At 68.2% G+C, this 17,180-nt stretch carries 13 protein-coding genes; 9 read left to right on the top strand and 4 right to left on the bottom strand.

What is annotated here, in order from left to right:
- Window positions 1-30: 30 nt before the first annotated feature.
- From ACIGHN_RS09270 to ACIGHN_RS09250, 5 genes are all read left to right on the top strand, one after another.
- Window positions 31-2,868 carry a molybdopterin-dependent oxidoreductase gene (locus ACIGHN_RS09270; RefSeq protein WP_396504120.1) on the top strand — a complete coding sequence of 946 codons (2,838 nt, stop codon included), beginning with the start codon at window positions 31-33 and terminating at the stop codon, window positions 2,866-2,868.
- A gap of 174 nt (window positions 2,869-3,042) precedes the next feature.
- On the top strand, window positions 3,043-3,966 hold the full coding sequence (gene ybiB / locus ACIGHN_RS09265) for a DNA-binding protein YbiB (protein WP_396504119.1): 924 nt from the start codon (window positions 3,043-3,045) through the stop codon (window positions 3,964-3,966).
- Window positions 3,963-4,802: a uroporphyrinogen-III C-methyltransferase gene (cobA, locus tag ACIGHN_RS09260; protein WP_082485942.1), complete on the top strand. Its 840-nt coding sequence runs from the start codon at window positions 3,963-3,965 to the stop codon at window positions 4,800-4,802. Before ybiB ends, cobA begins: the two co-directional genes overlap by 4 nt.
- A gap of 256 nt (window positions 4,803-5,058) precedes the next feature.
- Window positions 5,059-5,772: a methyl-accepting chemotaxis protein gene (locus ACIGHN_RS09255; protein WP_396504118.1), complete on the top strand. Its 714-nt coding sequence runs from the start codon at window positions 5,059-5,061 to the stop codon at window positions 5,770-5,772.
- A 350-nt stretch (window positions 5,773-6,122) separates the two neighbouring features.
- Entirely contained in the window at window positions 6,123-7,640 is a 1,518-nt protein-coding gene (locus ACIGHN_RS09250) for a cellulase family glycosylhydrolase (RefSeq protein WP_396504117.1), read from the top strand.
- A gap of 98 nt (window positions 7,641-7,738) precedes the next feature.
- On the opposite strand, the gene ACIGHN_RS09245 is transcribed toward ACIGHN_RS09250, so the two are convergent.
- Window positions 7,739-8,227 (bottom strand): acyl-CoA thioesterase, encoded by a 489-nt coding sequence (locus ACIGHN_RS09245; RefSeq protein ID WP_056170428.1) that lies wholly within the window; start codon window positions 8,225-8,227, stop codon window positions 7,739-7,741.
- A gap of 194 nt (window positions 8,228-8,421) precedes the next feature.
- Between ACIGHN_RS09245 and ACIGHN_RS09240 the strand changes: the two genes are divergently transcribed.
- Window positions 8,422-9,555, top strand: coding sequence for a sterol desaturase family protein (locus ACIGHN_RS09240; protein WP_056414957.1), 1,134 nt, complete (start codon window positions 8,422-8,424; stop codon window positions 9,553-9,555).
- Window positions 9,556-9,589: 34 nt separating this feature from the next.
- Here ACIGHN_RS09240 and ACIGHN_RS09235 read toward each other — a convergent pair whose 3' ends face one another.
- Entirely contained in the window at window positions 9,590-10,078 is a 489-nt protein-coding gene (locus tag ACIGHN_RS09235) for a DUF4124 domain-containing protein (RefSeq protein WP_396504116.1), read from the bottom strand.
- Between the two features lie 97 nt (window positions 10,079-10,175).
- Between ACIGHN_RS09235 and ACIGHN_RS09230 the strand changes: the two genes are divergently transcribed.
- The gene (locus ACIGHN_RS09230) at window positions 10,176-11,423 is read left to right on the top strand and encodes an NAD(P)/FAD-dependent oxidoreductase (protein WP_396504115.1); all 1,248 of its coding nucleotides are present in this window, start codon (window positions 10,176-10,178) and stop codon (window positions 11,421-11,423) included.
- 121 nt (window positions 11,424-11,544) lie between these two features.
- On the opposite strand, the gene ACIGHN_RS09225 is transcribed toward ACIGHN_RS09230, so the two are convergent.
- Entirely contained in the window at window positions 11,545-14,817 is a 3,273-nt protein-coding gene (locus ACIGHN_RS09225; RefSeq protein ID WP_396504114.1) for an EAL domain-containing protein, read from the bottom strand.
- 361 nt (window positions 14,818-15,178) lie between these two features.
- On the opposite strand from ACIGHN_RS09225, the gene rpsU reads away from it, so the two are divergent.
- Together rpsU and ACIGHN_RS09215 are read left to right on the top strand one after the other, a co-directional pair.
- Complete coding sequence (rpsU, locus tag ACIGHN_RS09220; protein ID WP_007833691.1) at window positions 15,179-15,391, top strand: 30S ribosomal protein S21; 213 nt, start codon at window positions 15,179-15,181, stop codon at window positions 15,389-15,391.
- A 223-nt stretch (window positions 15,392-15,614) separates the two neighbouring features.
- Entirely contained in the window at window positions 15,615-16,061 is a 447-nt protein-coding gene (locus ACIGHN_RS09215) for a GatB/YqeY domain-containing protein (RefSeq protein WP_056414940.1), read from the top strand.
- 114 nt (window positions 16,062-16,175) lie between these two features.
- Here the strand turns inward: ACIGHN_RS09215 and ACIGHN_RS09210 are convergent, their stop codons facing one another.
- Window positions 16,176-17,171, bottom strand: a complete 996-nt coding sequence (locus ACIGHN_RS09210; RefSeq protein ID WP_396504113.1) for a LysR substrate-binding domain-containing protein — start codon at window positions 17,169-17,171, stop codon at window positions 16,176-16,178.
- Window positions 17,172-17,180 lie beyond the last annotated feature (9 nt).

The following is a 17,180-nucleotide window of genomic DNA, read 5'->3' as shown; positions in this document are numbered from 1 at the left end:
CGCCCCACACCATCACCACAAGACCACGGCATGACAGAGACCCGATCCACCTGCCCCTACTGCGGCGTAGGCTGCGGCGTGATCATCGAGAGCGACGGCCCGCAGATCATCGGTGTGCGCGGCGACCCGCACCATCCCGCCAACTTCGGCCGCCTGTGCACCAAGGGCTCCACCCTGCACCTCACGGCCAGCAGCCCCGTCACCCTGCAGACGCGCCTGCTGCAACCGCAGCAGCGCCTGCAGCGCACCGATACGCCCCAGCCGCTATCCTGGGACGCGGCCCTGGGCCTGGCGGCCGGCCAATTCGCCGACATCATCCAGCAGCACGGCCCCGACGCGGTGGGCTTCTACGTCAGCGGCCAGTTGCTCACCGAGGACTACTACGTCTTCAACAAGCTGGCCAAGGGCCTGATCGGCACCAACAACATCGACACCAACTCGCGCCTGTGCATGAGCAGCGCCGTGGCGGGCTACAAGCAGACCCTGGGTGCCGATGCACCACCCGCCTGCTACGACGACGTGAAGCACGCGCAGTGCCTCTTCATCGTTGGCAGCAACGCGGCCTGGGCGCACCCCATATTGTTCCGCCGCATCGAAGATGCGCGCGCCGCCAACCCCGGCATGAAGGTCATCGTGGCCGACCCGCGCCGCACCGACACCGCGGGCATGGCCGACCTGTTCCTGCCGCTGCAACCGGGCAGCGACGTGATGCTATTCAACGGTATGCTGCACCTGATGCTGCGCGAGGGCTGGACCGATGCGAAGTACATCGCCGCGCACACCAACGGCTTTGCCGAACTGCAGGCGCTGGTGCGCGAAGCCACACCCGAGCGCGTGGCCGAGGTGTGCGGCATTTCGGTGGCCGACCTGACCACCGCCGCAAAGTGGTTTGCCACCTCGGCATCGACCCTGAGCCTGTACTGCCAGGGCCTGAACCAGAGCAGCAGCGGCACGGCCAAGAACGCCACGCTCATCAACCTGCACCTGGCCACCGCGCAGATCGGCAAGCCGGGCGCGGGCCCCTTCAGCCTGACCGGCCAGCCCAACGCCATGGGCGGGCGCGAGGTGGGAGGCCTGGCCAACCTGCTCAGCGCGCACCGCGACCTGGCCAACCCCCAGCACCGCGCCGAAGTCGCCGCGCTGTGGGGCGTGGCCGACGTGCCCGCCACACCGGGTAAGACAGCCGTGGAGATGTTCCAGGCCGCCGCCGACGGCGAGATCAAGGCGCTGTGGATTGCCTGCACCAACCCCGCGCAGAGCATGCCCGACCAGGCCACCGTGCGCCGCGCCCTGCAGCGCGCCGAGTTCGTGGTGGTGCAGGAAGCCTTTGCCACCGCCGCCACCTGCGCGTACGCCGACCTGCTGCTGCCCGCCACCACCTGGGGCGAGAAGACCGGCACGGTGACCAACAGCGAGCGCCGCATCTCGCGCGTGCGCAGCGCCGTGCCCGCACCGGGCGAGGCGCGGCATGACTGGGCGATAGCCGTGCAGTTCGCCCAGCAACTCGAGGCGCGGCTGCGCCCCGGTGCAGCCACCCTCTTCCCCTACACCACCGACCACGCCGACGCAGGCGCTGAACGGGTATGGCAGGAGCACCGCGAGAGCACGCGCGGACGCGACCTGGACATCACCGGCCTGTCGTGGAGCCTGCTCGAATCGCAAGGCCCCCAGCAGTGGCCGCTGCCTGAGGGCACCACCACCGGCAAGGCCCGCCTGTACGAAGACGGCATCTACCCCACGGCAGACGGCCGAGCCCGCTTTGCCGCCCACGCCTGGAAGCCCGTGGCCGAGCCGCGCGAGTCGCGCTACCCCTTCAGCCTGACCACCGGCCGCCTGCGCGACCAGTGGCACGGCATGACGCGCACCGGCACCCTGGGCCGCCTGTTCGGCCACGTGGCCGAGCCCAGCGTGCAGCTGAACCCGCAGGACATGCAACAGCGCGCCCTGAAGAACGGCGATCTGGTCTACGTGACGAGCAAGCGCGGCACCATCGTCGTGCCCGTGCAGGGCGACACCACCGTGGGCGTGTCGCAGGCCTTCATGGCCATGCACTGGGGCAGCGAGTTCCTGAGCGGCTGCTCGTCCACCGGCGAACGGCTGGCGGGCGTCAATGCGCTGACCACCTCGGCCTACTGCCCCACGTCCAAACAGCCCGAGCTCAAGCACGCAGCCGTCAAGATCCTGAAGGCCGAGCTGCCCTGGACGCTGCTGGCCATGGCCTGGCTGCCTGCCGACACGGCGCAGGCCACGCGCGAGGCGCTGTCCGCGCTGATGGCGCAGTTTCCGTTTGCCAGCTGCGTGCCCTTCAGCAACAACACGCCGTTGAACGAACCGGGCCGCGAGCGCGTGGGCGTGCTGCTGCGCGCCGCCGCGCACGAAGCCCCGCCGGACGCGACCATCGAGCACATCGAATCGCTGATGGGCCTGGCCGCCAACGACACGCAGCGCTACGCCGACAAAAAGCGCGGCCAACGCCGCGCGGCGCGCCTGGTGCGCCGGCCTGATGCCATGACGCTCGAAGGTATCGTGCTGGCCGGCGACACCAGCGCCGAAGGCTGGCTCAAGACCCTGCTGCAGGAAGAACTCCCCGCCCAAAGCTACGGCCGCCTGCTGCTGGTCCCCGGCGCCAAGGCCCCGGTGGCGGTGCAGTCGCGCGGCAAGACGGTGTGCACCTGCTTCAACGTGGCGGACATCGCCATCACCACCGAACTGGCCCGCTGCCACGGCACCGACGCCGACCGCCTGGCCCAGCTGCAAGGCGCACTGCGCTGCGGCACCAATTGCGGCTCCTGCATCCCCGAACTCAAGCGCATGGTCCGTGCCACCGGCCCCCTGGCGACCAAACCTCTGGCGCAGGCCACCATATAACCAAAAGTTGTCTGGGTTGCGTGAAAATAGCACCTCAGCCCCACTTCGAACCCCCACAAGGACGTGTGCAACAGGGCTCCAGCTAGGCATTTTCGGCGCAGACAGTACGTCTGTACGGCAAGCCGAAATAACGACGCTGGAGCCCTGTTTCACAAGTCCCGCTAAAAAAATACCATGGGCATAAGCCAGTACATCAAGGAAATTGGGCGCGGCGCGCGCGGCGCCAAGCCGCTCACGCGCGAGCAGGCCACCGACCTGTTCGGCCAGGTGCTGGACGGCCACGCGAGCGACCTGGAGGTCGGCGCCTTCTGCCTGGCCATGCGCATCAAGGGCGAGACGGCCGAGGAGATGTGCGGCTTTCTCGACGCCACGCACCAGCGCCTGTCCCTGCTGCCCGCCACCGACCGCCCGCTCATCGTGCTGCCCAGCTACAACGGCGCGCGCAAGCTGCCGGTGCTCACCCCACTGCTGGCCCTGCTGCTGGCCCGCAAAGGCTTGCCCGTGCTGCTGCACGGCATGCGCACCGAGGCGCGCCGCATCCTGGCGTCGGATGTGCTGCTCGCGCTCGATATACCAACGCTGACAGCTCCTGAAAAGATAGCAAACGGAACCGTGCGCCACATCCACACCCAGCACCTGCATGCGGGCCTGGCCCGCCTGCTGGCCGTGCGCGAGGTGGTGGGCCTGCGCAACCCGGGGCACAGCGTGGTCAAGCTGATGAGCCCGTGCGCTGGGCCGTCGGTGGTGGTCACCGCGTACACCCACCCCGAATACTTCGAGATGCTGCAGACCACCTTCCGCACGCTGGGCATGACCGCCCTGCTGTCCCGCGGGCTGGAAGGCGAGGTCGCCACCGACCCGCGCCGCACCCCGCGCTACGACGGCTTCGTCCACGGCGCACACGAGCTGCTGGACGCCCAGCAGCCCGGCACCGCCAGCGAGGTGCCCGGCCTGCCCGCCGAGATCGATGTGGCCACCACCGCCGCCTACACCCGCAGCGTGCTGGCGGGCGAGCTGCCCATTCCGCCCGCCATCGAAAAACAGGTGGAACACATCTTGCACCTAGCGGATCAAACAGTCCCGGAGACATCGCCATGAGCCGCCCCACGCCACCCGCCAGTCCCTCCACGCCCGCCGCCGCAGTCACCTTGACGCCCCACCTGGGCACCGGCGGCCGCTGCACCCTGGTCGGCGCCGGCCCGGGAGACCCGGAGCTGCTGACCATCAAGGCCCTGAAGGCCATCCAGGCGGCCACGGTGCTGCTGGTGGACGACCTGGTCAGCGATGCCATCGTGGCCCACGCCCCGCCCACCGCCCGCGTCGTCTACGTGGGCAAGCGCGGCGGCTGCAAGAGCACGCCGCAGGCCTTCATCGAAAAGCTGATGCTCATGGCCGTGAACGAGGGCGAGAACGTGGTGCGCCTGAAGGGCGGCGACCCCTTCATCTTCGGCCGCGGTGGCGAAGAGGTGGAGCACCTGCGTGCCGCGGGCGTGCAGGTCGAGGTCATCAACGGCATCACCTCGGGCCTGGCAGGGCTGACCTCGCTGGGCGTGCCGCTGACCCACCGCGAGCATGCGCATGGGGTGGTGTTCGTCACCGGGCATGCGAAGCCTGGCGATGCGGGCACCGACTGGCGCCAGCTGGCGGCCACGGCGCGCGACGCCAAGCTCACGCTCGTGATCTACATGGGCGTGAGCGGCGCGGCCACCATCGAGCAGGAGCTGCTCACCGGCCTGCCCGCCCATACCCCCGTGGCCATCATCCAGCACGCCAGCCTGCCCCAACAGCGCCACGCCATCACCACGTTGGGCGCCTTGCACGCCACCATCACCCGCGAGGGGCTGGCCAGCCCCTCGGTGATCGTGGTGGGCGATGTGGTGCGCGGCGTGGCGCTGGCATCGCAGGACCTGCCGATGGCACGCCGCGCGGGCTAGCGCCTCTGGTACGGCATGGACTGGCGGCCAGGACGGGCCGCCGTGCACTGCCGCGGCGCCAATGCCGACCCACGACCCCCTGCAGGGCCGCGGTGCGTGCGCGGCTTTGCGCCCACGGCTGCGCAGCGCAGCGGGCGGTCAGCGGCGCCTTGGCTGATGGCCGTTGCGACCCCGCTGCACGCTGGCCCGTCGAATGAACATTGGCCCGGCTATTGCTTGTTGTGGGTATCTGAATGCAACAAGCACAAGGACCACCATGGCAGCCTATCTCGTTCCCTCTCGCACCGGCATGCCTGCATCGCCCTCCACCGTGTCGGCACCGTCGCCCGCCGCCTCGCGCGACACCGACATGTCGCTGGTCAACCTGGCCGCACGCCAGCGCATGCTGTCGCAGCGCATGGTGCTGCAGACCGTGCTGGCCGCCGGTGGCAGCGAGCTGCACTTGAAGGCGGCGCGCACCACGCTGGCCCTGTTCACCGCCAGTCAGGCCCGCCTGGTCGACACGCCGCGGCACCTGGACGGGGCAGATGCTGAGCGTGTGCGCAAGGTCTACGGTGCCCCTGGCGGCGTCGGCGCCACCATCGATGCCTTTGCCCGCCAGGTCGGCACCGCGCTGGACCTGACCGAAGCGCGCAGCCCCCGCGTGGAGGACGCACTGGCACGGCTGGTGGAAAACACCGATGCCGCACTCGAAGCGCTGAACACCGCCACCACGGTGTTCGACCAGGTGGGCAAGGCCAAGGCCGAGGTCCTCATGAAGGAGCTGGCCGGCATCGTGGCCTCCATCCAGACGGTGGCGCGGGAGGCCAAGGTGGTGAGCTTCAACGCCCAGGTGATGGCCGCCCGCGCGGGCCAGCATGGGCGGGAGTTTGCGGTGGTCGCCAATGTGCTGTCGGGCATCACCAACGAAATCGACGGCCTTTCGCTCCAGGCAGTGTCGCTGGCGGGACGCAGCCGCAGCGCCGCCTGACCGGGGCTCGCTCGGGCCACTCGCCGCAGCGTGGTCCGCTGGCTCGTCGACACGCAAAACGTCGGACGGCGTTGCGTTGTGTGGTGTGGTGTGGTACGGCGCTGAACACCGCTGCATGGCGAACCCTCGCCCTTGGCTCGGTGCCGTTGCACCGTGATCGACAAAGCGTCTGTGGGACGCGGCCAACACCCAGACGCGTCCCTAACAGGCGCTTACAAGGCGGGCCCGATACCTCGGCATTTGCGTGCTTGGCGGACCTATGATTTCCATAGAAATTGCCTGCCCAGCCACCCGCTGGACTCCCCGATCCGGAGACGCACGGCACCCAACACCCAGCCAGAGAGGATTCCATGCAGCTCACCACACTTTGCCAACGCCTGGCGCTCGCCGGCTGTCTGCTCGCCACCTGCAGCGGCGCCTGGAGCTACTCCATCAACGCCGGCAAGGTCACCGACAGCGCCGGAAATGCGGTGCAGCTGCGCGGCGTCAACTGGTTCGGCTTCGAGACCCAGACGAACGTGGTGCACGGCCTGTGGGCCCGCAACTGGAAGGACATGATCACCCAGATGCAGCAAAGCGGATTCAACGCCGTGCGGCTGCCGTTTTGCCCCGCCACGCTGCGCGGCAATGCCCCCAACAGCATCGACTACAGCCGCAACGCCGACCTGCAGGGCCTGTCGGCCATCCAGGTGATGGACACCATCGTGCAGGAGCTCAGCCGCCGGGGCATGTATGTGCTGCTGGACCACCACACGCCGGACTGCCAGTCCATCAGCGAACTCTGGTACACGCCGAGCTACAGCGAGCAGCAGTGGATCGCGGACCTGACCTTCCTCGCGCAGCGCTACGGGGGCGTGGCCGGCGTCATCGGCATCGACATCAAGAACGAACCCCACGGCGCAGCCACCTGGGGCACGGGCAACCAGGCCACCGACTGGAACCGCGCGGCCGAACGCGCTTCCGCCGCAGTGCTGCAGGTGGCGCCGCACTGGCTGATTGCGGTGGAAGGCATTGGCGAAAACCCCGTGTGTTCCAGCAACACGGGCCACTTCTGGGGCGGCAACCTGGAGCCGCTGGAATGCACGCCGCTGAACATCCCCGCCAACCGCCTGCTGCTGGCACCGCACGTCTACGGCCCTGACGTGTATGTGCAGCAGTATTTCAATGCGGCGGATTTCCCGGCCAACATGCCGGCCATCTGGGACCGGCACTTCGGCCGGTTTGCGCAGGCCGGCTATGCGGTGATGCTGGGCGAGTTCGGCGGCAAGTACGGCCGGGGCGATGCACGCGACGTGCTGTGGCAGAACGCGCTGGTGGACTACCTCGTGGCCAAGGGCATGCGCAGCGGCTTTTACTGGTCTTGGAACCCCAACAGCGGCGACACCGGCGGCATTCTGAACGACGACTGGGGTACCCTGCGCGCGGACAAGGTGCAGTTGCTGCAACGGCTGTGGGGCAGCGTGGCACCCGCGCCTGCTCCCGCACCGACACCAGCACCTGCACCGACACCAGCACCTGCGCCCACTCCAGCACCTGCGCCCACGCCTGCACCCTCCCCCACTCCGGCACCGGCACCCACACCTGCGCCCGCTCCAACGCCCGCTCCGGCACCCGCACCCAATTTCTCGGTCGTGCAGATCATGGACAGCGACTGGAGCGCCGGCTATTGCCAGCGCGTCCGAGTCATCAACATGGGTTCGGCGTCCGGCAACTGGGCCGTCAACATCCCCATCAGCGGCACCATCAACAATCTGTGGAACGCCACCTGGACGCAATCCGCAGGCCGCTTGAGCGCTTCGGGTGTGGCCTGGAACAAAACCCTGGCCCCGGGCGCCACGGCCGAGTTCGGATTTTGCGCGGCGCGCTGAACGGCGGCTTGCTCACACCAGCCGACGGCTTCATGGCTGGCCACAGTGACCACGGCAAGCCACGCTGTCAAGGCGCGGCGCCTGCCGGCGGCCGCAGGCTAGGTGCCCGCCGTCTCCCGCACCTGCGTGAACCGCTCGGCCAACTCCTTGCGCAAGGCCTTGCGCAGCAGGGCCGCCTCCCAGCGGCGCTTCTCGTCCGCCGTGGTGGGCGACAAGGGCGGCACCTTCACCGGCTTGCGCGATTCGTCCACCGCCACCATGGTGAAGAAGCAGCTGTTCACATGCCGCACCACCTGCGTGCGGATGTCTTCGGCCACCACCTTGATGCCGATCTCCATCGACGAGGACCCTGTGTAGTTCACGCTCGCCAGAAACGTCACCAGCTCACCCACATGGATGGGCTGCAGGAACATCACCTGGTCCACGCTCAGCGTGACCACGTAGCAGGCCGAATAGCGGCTGGCGCACGAATACGCCACCTGGTCCAGCAGCTTCAAGATGGCCCCGCCGTGCACATTGCCCGAAAAATTGGCCATGTCGGGGGACATCAGCACGGTCATGCTGAGTTGGTGTGAGGGGATGTTCATGCTGGAATTTTAGGTGGGGGTGGGATGGGGTGCGTCGCGCCCTCGCAACGCCGCGGCCGCTAAACTTGGGCGCAGCACAACCCATGCCACGGCGCCAACGGCCGGTCGCCCCAGACCATGGCCCCAAGCGCCGCAGGCCGCCCGAATGCGGCGCATACCGATACCAGGCACACGATGCCGGAGGGAACAGCAACATGCTCGACATCGACAAGCTCAATGAATTCACCGAAAGCCACGGTGCGCTGCGGCGCGGGCGTGGCCTCGTCTCGGGGGTCATCGCCCTCACCCTGGCCATCCTGTGCTTTCTGGGGGTGCTGGCGTTCCACTTCCCCGAATACCTGACCACGCCGCAGTTGCGCAAGAGCTACGACGTCTCGGTCATCCGCTACATCATGCTCGGGGCCATGGCGGTTGCAGGCGGCATCTCGCTGGTCAACATCCTGTTCAACCGCTCGCGCTGGCTCTCGACCTTCGCCTTCGCCATCGTGGCCCTGGCCGCCTTCCTGGGCGGCCACAAGGTCGAAGTGGACCCCAACTTCCCGGACAACACGCCCTACATCGGCCTGGACTGGTTCATCCTCGACCTGCTGGGCAGCTCGCTGATCTTCATCTTCATCGAGAAGCTGTTCGCGCTGCGCAAGGACCAGCCCATCTTCCGCGAGGAGTGGCAGACCGACTTTCACCACTTCATCGTGAACCACATGGTCGTGGGCTTCGTGCTGCTGGCCACCAACCTCATCGTGCACAGGTTCTTCGGCTGGGCGGCCAGCGACGGCATCCGCGGCTGGGTGCAAGGACTCAACTTCTGGGTGGCCCTGTTCCTGATCGTGCTGGTGGCCGACCTCGTGCAGTACTGGACGCACCGCGCCTACCACGAGGTGCCGGTGCTGTGGCGCCTGCATGCCGTGCACCACAGCGTCAAGAGCATGGACTGGATGGCCGGCTCGCGCCAGCACATCCTGGAGCTGCTCATCACGCGCACGCTGGTGCTGGCGCCGATCTACGTGCTGGGGTTTTCGAAGGAGGTCATCGACGCGTACATCGTCGTCGTGGGCTTCCAGGCGGTCTTCAACCACGCCAACGTGAGCGTGCGCCTGGGCCCGCTGCGCTACGTGCTGGTCACGCCCAATTTCCACCACTGGCACCACAGCCAGGACCAGGAAGCGCTGGACAAGAACTATTCGGCGCACTTCGCGTTTCTGGACTACCTGTTCGGCACGGCCGTGAAAAGCGACAAGCTCTGGCCCGAGAAGTACGGCGTGCTGGGCGACTATGTGCCCAATGGGTTCGTGAAGCAGTTCAAGTTTCCGTTCACCTGGAAGGGGTGAGGCGACGCGGGCCGCACGATTAAAAAACGCGCGGTCAGAGCGTGCCGAGTTCCTTCTCGAGCGCCCTCAGCTGCTCGCGCAGCTCCTCGGTGCGGGCCTCGCACGCGGTCTTTTCCTTGGCTTCAGTGGCCGCCCGCTCTTGCGCAAACTGGGTGCCCGAAGCCAGCGTGCTGCGCCGCAAGGGACCCGCTTGCGCCACGGCCTCCGCAGGTTGCGCTGAGCACTCCCTCTGGTTGCGCTCCACGGCTGCACGCGCCTGCGGCACACCTTGGGTCTGCAGGTAGTTCTTGCGCTGCCAAGTGGCGCCGAACGCGCCCTCCTTGGTTGCAGAGGATGCAGGTGCAATAGGAGTCGCACCTTGCATCGCGGGCCGCGCCTCGATCTTCTCGCTCTGCCCACCCACGCACGGCGCATCCTGGAACGCCACCTTGCCATCGGCGCCGGTGCATTTGTTGATGGCCCAGGCCGGGGCCAGAAAGCCCAGGGCCAGGGCGCAGGCGGCATAGCGGATGGTGGGGTGCATGGATCGGTCCTCGAAAAATGGCGGCGCGTGCCGACGGCCATCCTACAGCGCCACACGGCCGGTGGTCCAATGGCGACCACTACAATCCGCCGCTCCCATGACCACCCCATTCTTTGACGCCATCATCATCGGCGCCGGCGCTGCCGGCCTGTTCTGCGCGGGCCAGGCGGGCCAGCGGGGCCTGAAGGTTCTGCTCATCGACCATGCCGAGAAGGTGGCCGAGAAGATCCGCATCTCGGGCGGCGGGCGCTGCAACTTCACCAACCGCGACCTGGACCCCGCCGCGCCGCACAAGCACTTTGTCGGCCAGAACCCGCAGTTCTGCCGCTCGGCCCTGTCGCGCTACACGCCGGCGGACTTCATCGCGCTGGTGCAAAAGCACGGCATCGCCTTTCACGAAAAGCACAAGGGCCAGCTGTTTGCCGACCGCTCGGCCGAGGACATCATCGCCATGCTGCTGGCCGAATGCGCGGCCGGCGGTGTGACGCACTGGCAGCCGTGTGGTGTCAAAAAATTGGGCTATTTGCCCTCTTCCGCTGATCCGACAAGCGCCGGCAGCTATCAAATTGATACTGACCGGGGTCCAGTGCAGGCACGCTCGGTCGTCATCGCGACCGGTGGCCTGTCGATCCCCAAGATCGGCGCGACCGACTTTGGCTACCGGATGGCGCAGCAGTTCAACCTGCCCCTCGTCGAGCGCCGGCCCGGCCTGGTGCCGCTGACGTTCGACGGCGATGCCTGGGCACCGTTTGTGCAGCTGGCGGGCCTGGCGCTGCCGGTGGACATCAGTACCGGCGCCAAGAAGGACCGCATGGCCTTCCACGAAGACCTGCTGTTCACCCACCGCGGCCTGTCGGGGCCGGCGGTGCTGCAGATCTCGAGCTACTGGCGCGAGGGCACGCCGCTGGCCGTCAACCTCGCGCCCACCGTGGACCTGCCCGCGGCACTGGCGCAGGCCAAGTCCCGCTCGCGCAAGCTGATCGCCAACGAACTGGCCACGCTGGTCCCGAGCCGTCTGGCCGATGCCTGGGCGGGCCGCGAGGCCGACTGGCAGCGCCCGGTGAACGAGGCCTCCGACAAGGCCCTGGCGCGGCTGGCCGAGCAGCTGGCCCGCTGGGAGCTGACCCCCACGGGCACCGAGGGCTACAAGAAGGCGGAAGTGACCCTGGGCGGCGTGGACACCAAGGCGTTGTCGCAGCAGACCATGGAGTGCAAGGCACAACCCGGCCTGTACTTCATCGGCGAGGTGGTGGACGTGACCGGCTGGCTGGGCGGCTACAACTTCCAATGGGCCTGGGCCAGCGGCCATGCGTGCGCACAGGCGTTGAAGGCGACACCCCCCTGAGGCCCTGCGGGCCTTCCCCCCGCTCTCGCAGCGCCAGAGCGCTGCGGGCAGGGGGACGACGCCCTCGCTGCGGGGCGGCCCTTGCTCGGCGTCCCTCGCCTGCGCAGCGCATGTTCGGCCGCTACGCCGTCCCAACCGCCCTGACTTGCAGCGCCCGCTGCTGCAGCGCCCAGTCCTCCAGCTGCGCCACCGCCAGCGGCCGGCTGAAGTGGTAGCCCTGCAGCTCCTCGCAGTCGAGCACGCCCAGCACCTGCGCGGTGGCCAGGTCTTCCACGCCCTCGGCCACGATCTTGAGCCCCAGCGTGTGGCCCAGCGCGATGATGGCGCGCGTGATGGCCATGTCGGCGGGGTTGTTCAGCATGTCGCGCACAAAGGATTTGTCGACCTTCAGGCGGTCGATGTCAAAGCGCTTGAGGTAGGCCAGGCTCGAATACCCCGTGCCGAAATCGTCGATGGACAGTTGCACCCCGAGCGACTTGAGCGCCGCCAGTTGCTGCTCGGCCGCGTGGGCGTTGTCCATCAGTTGCGACTCGGTGATCTCCAGCTCCAGCCGGTGGGCGGGCATGCCGGTGCGGGCCAGCAGCGCCTCGATGTCGGGCACGAGCAGCGGGTCGGCCATCTGCGCGGCCGACAGGTTGACGGACACCGAGATGTCCGCCAGCGGGTGCCGGGCGCCACCACTGCCACCACTGCCGCCACTGCCACCGCCGCCATCCCCCGCTGAGCGCGGCAGCGCCTGCCAGCGCGCCCACTGCTCGCAGGCCTGCTGCAGCACCCAGCTGCCGATGGCGCGGATCATGCCGGTCTCTTCGGCGATGGGGATGAACTCGCTGGGCGGTATGGCGCCGATGGACGGGTTGTTCCAGCGCAGCAGGGCCTCCACCCCCAGCAGGCGCCCGCCCTTGGCCGCCAGGCGCGGCTGGTAGTGCAGGCTCAGCTCGTGGCGCTCCAGCGCGCGGCGCAGGTGCTGCTCCATGGTCTGGCGCGCCAGGGCGCGCTGGTCGGTCTCCACCGAATAGAAGCGCGCCGCGTCACGGCCGGTGGTCTTGGCCTCGTACATGGCGGCGTCGGCGCGGCGCATGAGCTCGTCGATGTCGCCGCCATCCTCGGGGTACACGGCGATGCCCACGCTGCACGACACGTTCAGCTCGTGCCCCTCCACCGGGTGGCTCTGGCGGATGAGCGGGATCAGCCGCCGCTCCACCAGCTGCTGCACGTCGTCGTGCCCGGCCACGTCGCGCATCACCACCACGAACTCGTCGCCGCCCAGGCGGCTCACGGTGTCGCGGCTGCGCACGGCCTGCGTGAGGCGTCCGGCCACCGAGCGCAGCAGCCCGTCGCCGATGTGGTGGCCCAGCGTGTCGTTGATGGCCTTGAAGCGGTCCAGGTCGATGAACAGCACGGCCACCTTCTCGCCGGTGATCGGCGCCTGCGCCAGCGCCAGCTGCAGGCGCTGCACGCACAGCGACCGGTTGGGCAGCTCGGTCAGCACGTCGTGGTGCGCCAGGAACTGGATGCGCTCTTCGTTGAGCTTGCGGTCGGTGATGTCGATGGCGATGCCGATGTGGTTGGCCACGGCCCCGCCCTTGCTCTCGCGCACGGCAGACACCATGAGCCAGGCCGGGTAGGTCTCGCCGGAACGGCGGCGAAACCGCACCTCGCCCTGCCAGGACTCCTTGTCGAGCATGGTGCGGCTGATCTGCGCCGACAGCGGCTCGCCGCCCGCCTCTTCCAGCAAGAAGCCCAGGTCCTCGCCGATGACCTCGTAGAAGTCGTAGTGCGTGCTGCGGCAGAACGCCTTGTTCACGCTGATGATCTGCTGCTCGGCGTTCATGATGATGATGCCCTCGGACGAGGCCTCGAACACCTTGGCCCACAGCTCCAGCCGCTGCTCCATGACCTTGAGCACGTTGATCGGCGTGAACGCCGTGAGCACCGCGTCGCGGCCCTGGAACTGCAGGCGCCGCGCCGACAGCACGGCCCACGAAGGCTCGGTGCTGCCCTTCCAGCGCACCTCGAACTCATCGACCGAGCCCTGGTCCGCCAGGCGCTGGAAGAACCGCGCCCGCACGCCGGGCTCCAGCCCCACGGCCCAGGGGTCGGTCTTGCGCCCGTCCAGCCAGTGGCCGGCCGGCGCGTTCGAATGCAGCACCTCGTGCTCGGGCACCGAGGTGACGACCATCGGGATCGGGAACGCCTCCACCAGCTCGCGCTGCGCCTCGGCCGCACGGGCGCTGGCGGCCAGCTCCTGCTGCAGCACGCGGTCGCGGTCGAGCTGCGAGAGCATCTCGTTGAACGCGGTGACCAGGCGGCCGATCTCGTCGCGGCTCGACCAGTGCGCGCGCAGCGTGTGGTCGCCGCTCTTGCGCACCTCGTCGGCCACGCGCGCCAGCTGCTGCAGCGGCTTGGCGATCTGCCGGGCCACCAGCGTCACCAGGCTCAGGATGCAGCCCAGCAGCACCAGCGCCGTGCCCAGGTGCAGCCACATGCGGGCATAGAGCCCGTCCACGCGGCGGTTCAGCAGCCGCTCCAGGTCGGTGATGCCCACGCCCCAGGCATCGCGCAGCGCGCCCAGCACCTGCGCCTGCTGCGCGCCCACCTGGGCCAGCGTCAGGCGCGACTCCCCCGCCGCCATGCCCTGCAGCAGCGCCTGAAAGCTCTCCAGCGAGGCCTTCAATGCCTCGCGCTGCGCCATGAGGGCGGTGCGCATCTCGGGCGATCCGGCGATGAACGCCTGGTTGTAGTCGGACTCGATGCCCAGCATCACCGCGTCCAGCCGGCCCACCAGCGTGAGCAGCTCGGACGACCACTGCGGCCCGCGCCCCGTGGGCGCCGCGTGCAGGAACACCACGGTGTCGTGCACCGCCTGCAGCAACTCGGGAAAGCGCAGCACCACCAGCGACATGCCGTAGTAGCTGTCCAGGTCCGGGTCCAGGATCAGGTTGGACTGGTTGCCCACGGTGGTGAGCAGCTCGCGCCCCTCGCGCAGCAGCTGGCTGCGCAGCCGGGTCAGCGCGATGGGGTCGGTGGTGGGCGGCGGGCTTTGCACCAGCTGCTGCAGCACCGAACTGAAGCGCTCGCCCACCTCGTGCGTGTGCAACTGGTCGTCGTAGGCCTGGCGCACACCCGCCAGCCGCGTGAGCACGTCGGCCACCAGGGGCGGCTGCTGCTGCGGCGCGGCGAGGAACTGGCCCATCAGCCCATCGCGCAGGACCGCCGCGTAGGTGGTGCCCACGATCTCCTTGCGCGTGAAGTCGATGGCCACGTACTTCTCGTGGATCAGGATGCTGGAGACGTAGATCACCGCCGACAGGTCCAGCAGGTAGATGAGCATGAGCTTGCGGCCCACACTGAGGCGGCCCAGCCAGCCCGAAACGCGGTGCATGAATGCCATGGTCTTGGTGTCTGCGCGTGGCGGGCCCCGGTCAAGAGGGCCCGCCGTTCGCGGTGAATGTTGCTGTTACAACATGAAGCAACTTCCACGCCACTCGGGCTCTTGGCGCGGGCGCAGACCCGATTCCGTGCGGGTTTTGCTTTCCGACTCGCCGCTGCGGGCGACTTCCGGCCCGGTGGCGAGCAGGGGTGCACAAGGACCGCTTGCACAATGCGGCGGGACAAGGGCTATAATCTCCGGCTTTGCTGGCAATGCCCCGTCGGCCAAATACTAGTTACAGACGGGGAACCCGCCACACACGGCCTTCAGGCTCGATCTCCTGGAGTCCCTCTGTGGGCACATTTTGGAAACCATTTAGCTAATGACTACGATCCGCGTAAAAGAAAACGAACCCTTTGACGTCGCACTGCGCCGCTTCAAGCGCACCATTGAAAAGCTCGGCCTGCTGACCGACCTGCGCGCCCGTGAGTTCTACGAAAAGCCCACCGCCGAGCGCAAGCGCAAGAAGGCAGCCGCCGTGAAGCGTCACTACAAGCGCGTTCGCAGCATGCAACTGCCCAAGAAGCTGTACTAAGTACAACTTCGGCTTTGTCCCTCACCGGGCAGCCGCCAAACCCGCGCTAGGGACGCCAAGCGCGGGTTTTTGTTTTTTCGGGTCTGCCAAAAGGCTTTCTGGCGTCGTTGCAACGCCTTGCCGTAGCGGGACTACTGTCTGCGGCGTTGACGCCTAGCCAGAAAGCCTTTTGGCAGACCCTGTGTCCCCTGTCCCTGCCTGAAACCCCAAGAAGGAAGCCGCCATGAGCCTCAAGGAAAAGATCACCGAAGACATGAAGACCGCCATGCGCGCCAAGGACAGCGAGCGCCTGGGCACCATCCGCCTGCTGCAGGCCGCGATGAAGCAAAAGGAAGTGGACGAACGCATCGAGCTGGACGACGTGGCGGTCGTGGCCATCGTGGACAAGCTGATCAAGCAGCGCAAGGACTCCATCACCGCCTTTGAAGGCGCGGGCCGCCAGGACCTGGCCGACAAGGAAAAGTCGGAAATGGCCGTGCTGCAGGCCTACCTGCCCGAGCGCATGTCGGCCGACGAGACGCTGGCCGCCGTCAAGGCCATCGTGGCCGAGCTGGGCGCTGCAGGCCCTGGCGACATGGGCAAGGTCATGGGCGTGGTCAAGACCCGCCTGGCCGGCAAGGCCGACATGGGCCAGGTCTCTGCCGCCGTGAAGGCTGCGCTGGCGGGCTGATCGCCCCGCGGTGGCACAGCGCCATGGAGCCACAGCGCCACGGCGCTGCGGGTGGCCCAGGCCATCCACTATCAAAACAATAGCTGCTGGCGCTTGTTGGACAAGCGGTAGCGGCTATTTTTTCATCAAGGGCTGAGCGACCGCCGGGCCTGCGCCTGCAGACCCTGCCCCCTGTGCGTCCAAGACCTGCCCGCCTTGCGACCGCACCTTGCCCCACTCCGTGCGGAAATACTCCTCCAGAAACTCCACGCACACCCGCACCTTGGCCGAGCGGTCCAGCCGCGTGGGGTACACGGCCCACACATTGGCCTCCTGGTACCAGTCGGGCAGCACCTGCACCAGCCGCCCGGCCCGCAAGTGCACGCCCACGTCCCACAGCGAGCGCAGCGCGATGCCGCGGCCATCCACGGCCCACTGCACCACCATCTCGCCGTTGTTGGCCGAGAGCGGGCCGCGCACCTTCACCGTCTCGTCCACCGCGCCGCTGCGCAGCCGCCACACACCGAAGGGGTGGTCGCGCTCCTTGATCACCAAGCAGTCGTGGCTGGGCAGCTCGGCCAGCGTGCGGGGTGTGCCGTGGCGCGCGAGATACGCGGGGGCGGCGCACAGCACGCGGTGGTTGTCGGCCAGGCGGCGGGCGATCAGGTGCGGCGCGATCTCGTCGCCCACGCGCACGTCCAGATCGAACCCCTCGCCCGCCACATCCACCAGCCGGTCGAAGACTTCGAGCCGCACCTGCAGGCCCGGGTGCTGCTCCACCAGCCGCGACAGTGCAGGCGCCACGATCTGGCGGCCAAAGCCGAAGCTGCTGCTCACCCGCAGCTGCCCGCGCGGCTCGCGCCGGGTGATGGCCACCTCCTGCAGCAGCTGGTCCATGTCGTCCAGGATGCGCTGCGCCCAGTGGAAGACGCGCTCGCCCTCCTCCGTCACCGCCACGCGCCGGGTGGTGCGGTGCAGCAGCTTCACGGCCAGCTCCTGCTCCAGCAGGCGGATGCGCTTGCTCACGTACGCGGGCGAGACGCCCAGCTCCGTGGCCGCATCGCCAAAGCTGGCTTTGCGCACGACCACGGTGAACACGCGCAGGTCGTCGGTGGCCGGGTTTTTATGCACGATGTGTGA

Origin of the sequence: Acidovorax sp. NPDC077693, from assembly GCF_044542805.1 — a bacterium.
GTDB lineage: Bacteria > Pseudomonadota > Gammaproteobacteria > Burkholderiales > Burkholderiaceae_C > Acidovorax.
The sequence above is the reverse complement of the archived record's forward strand: the minus strand, read 5'-3'. Positions and strand labels throughout refer to the sequence as shown.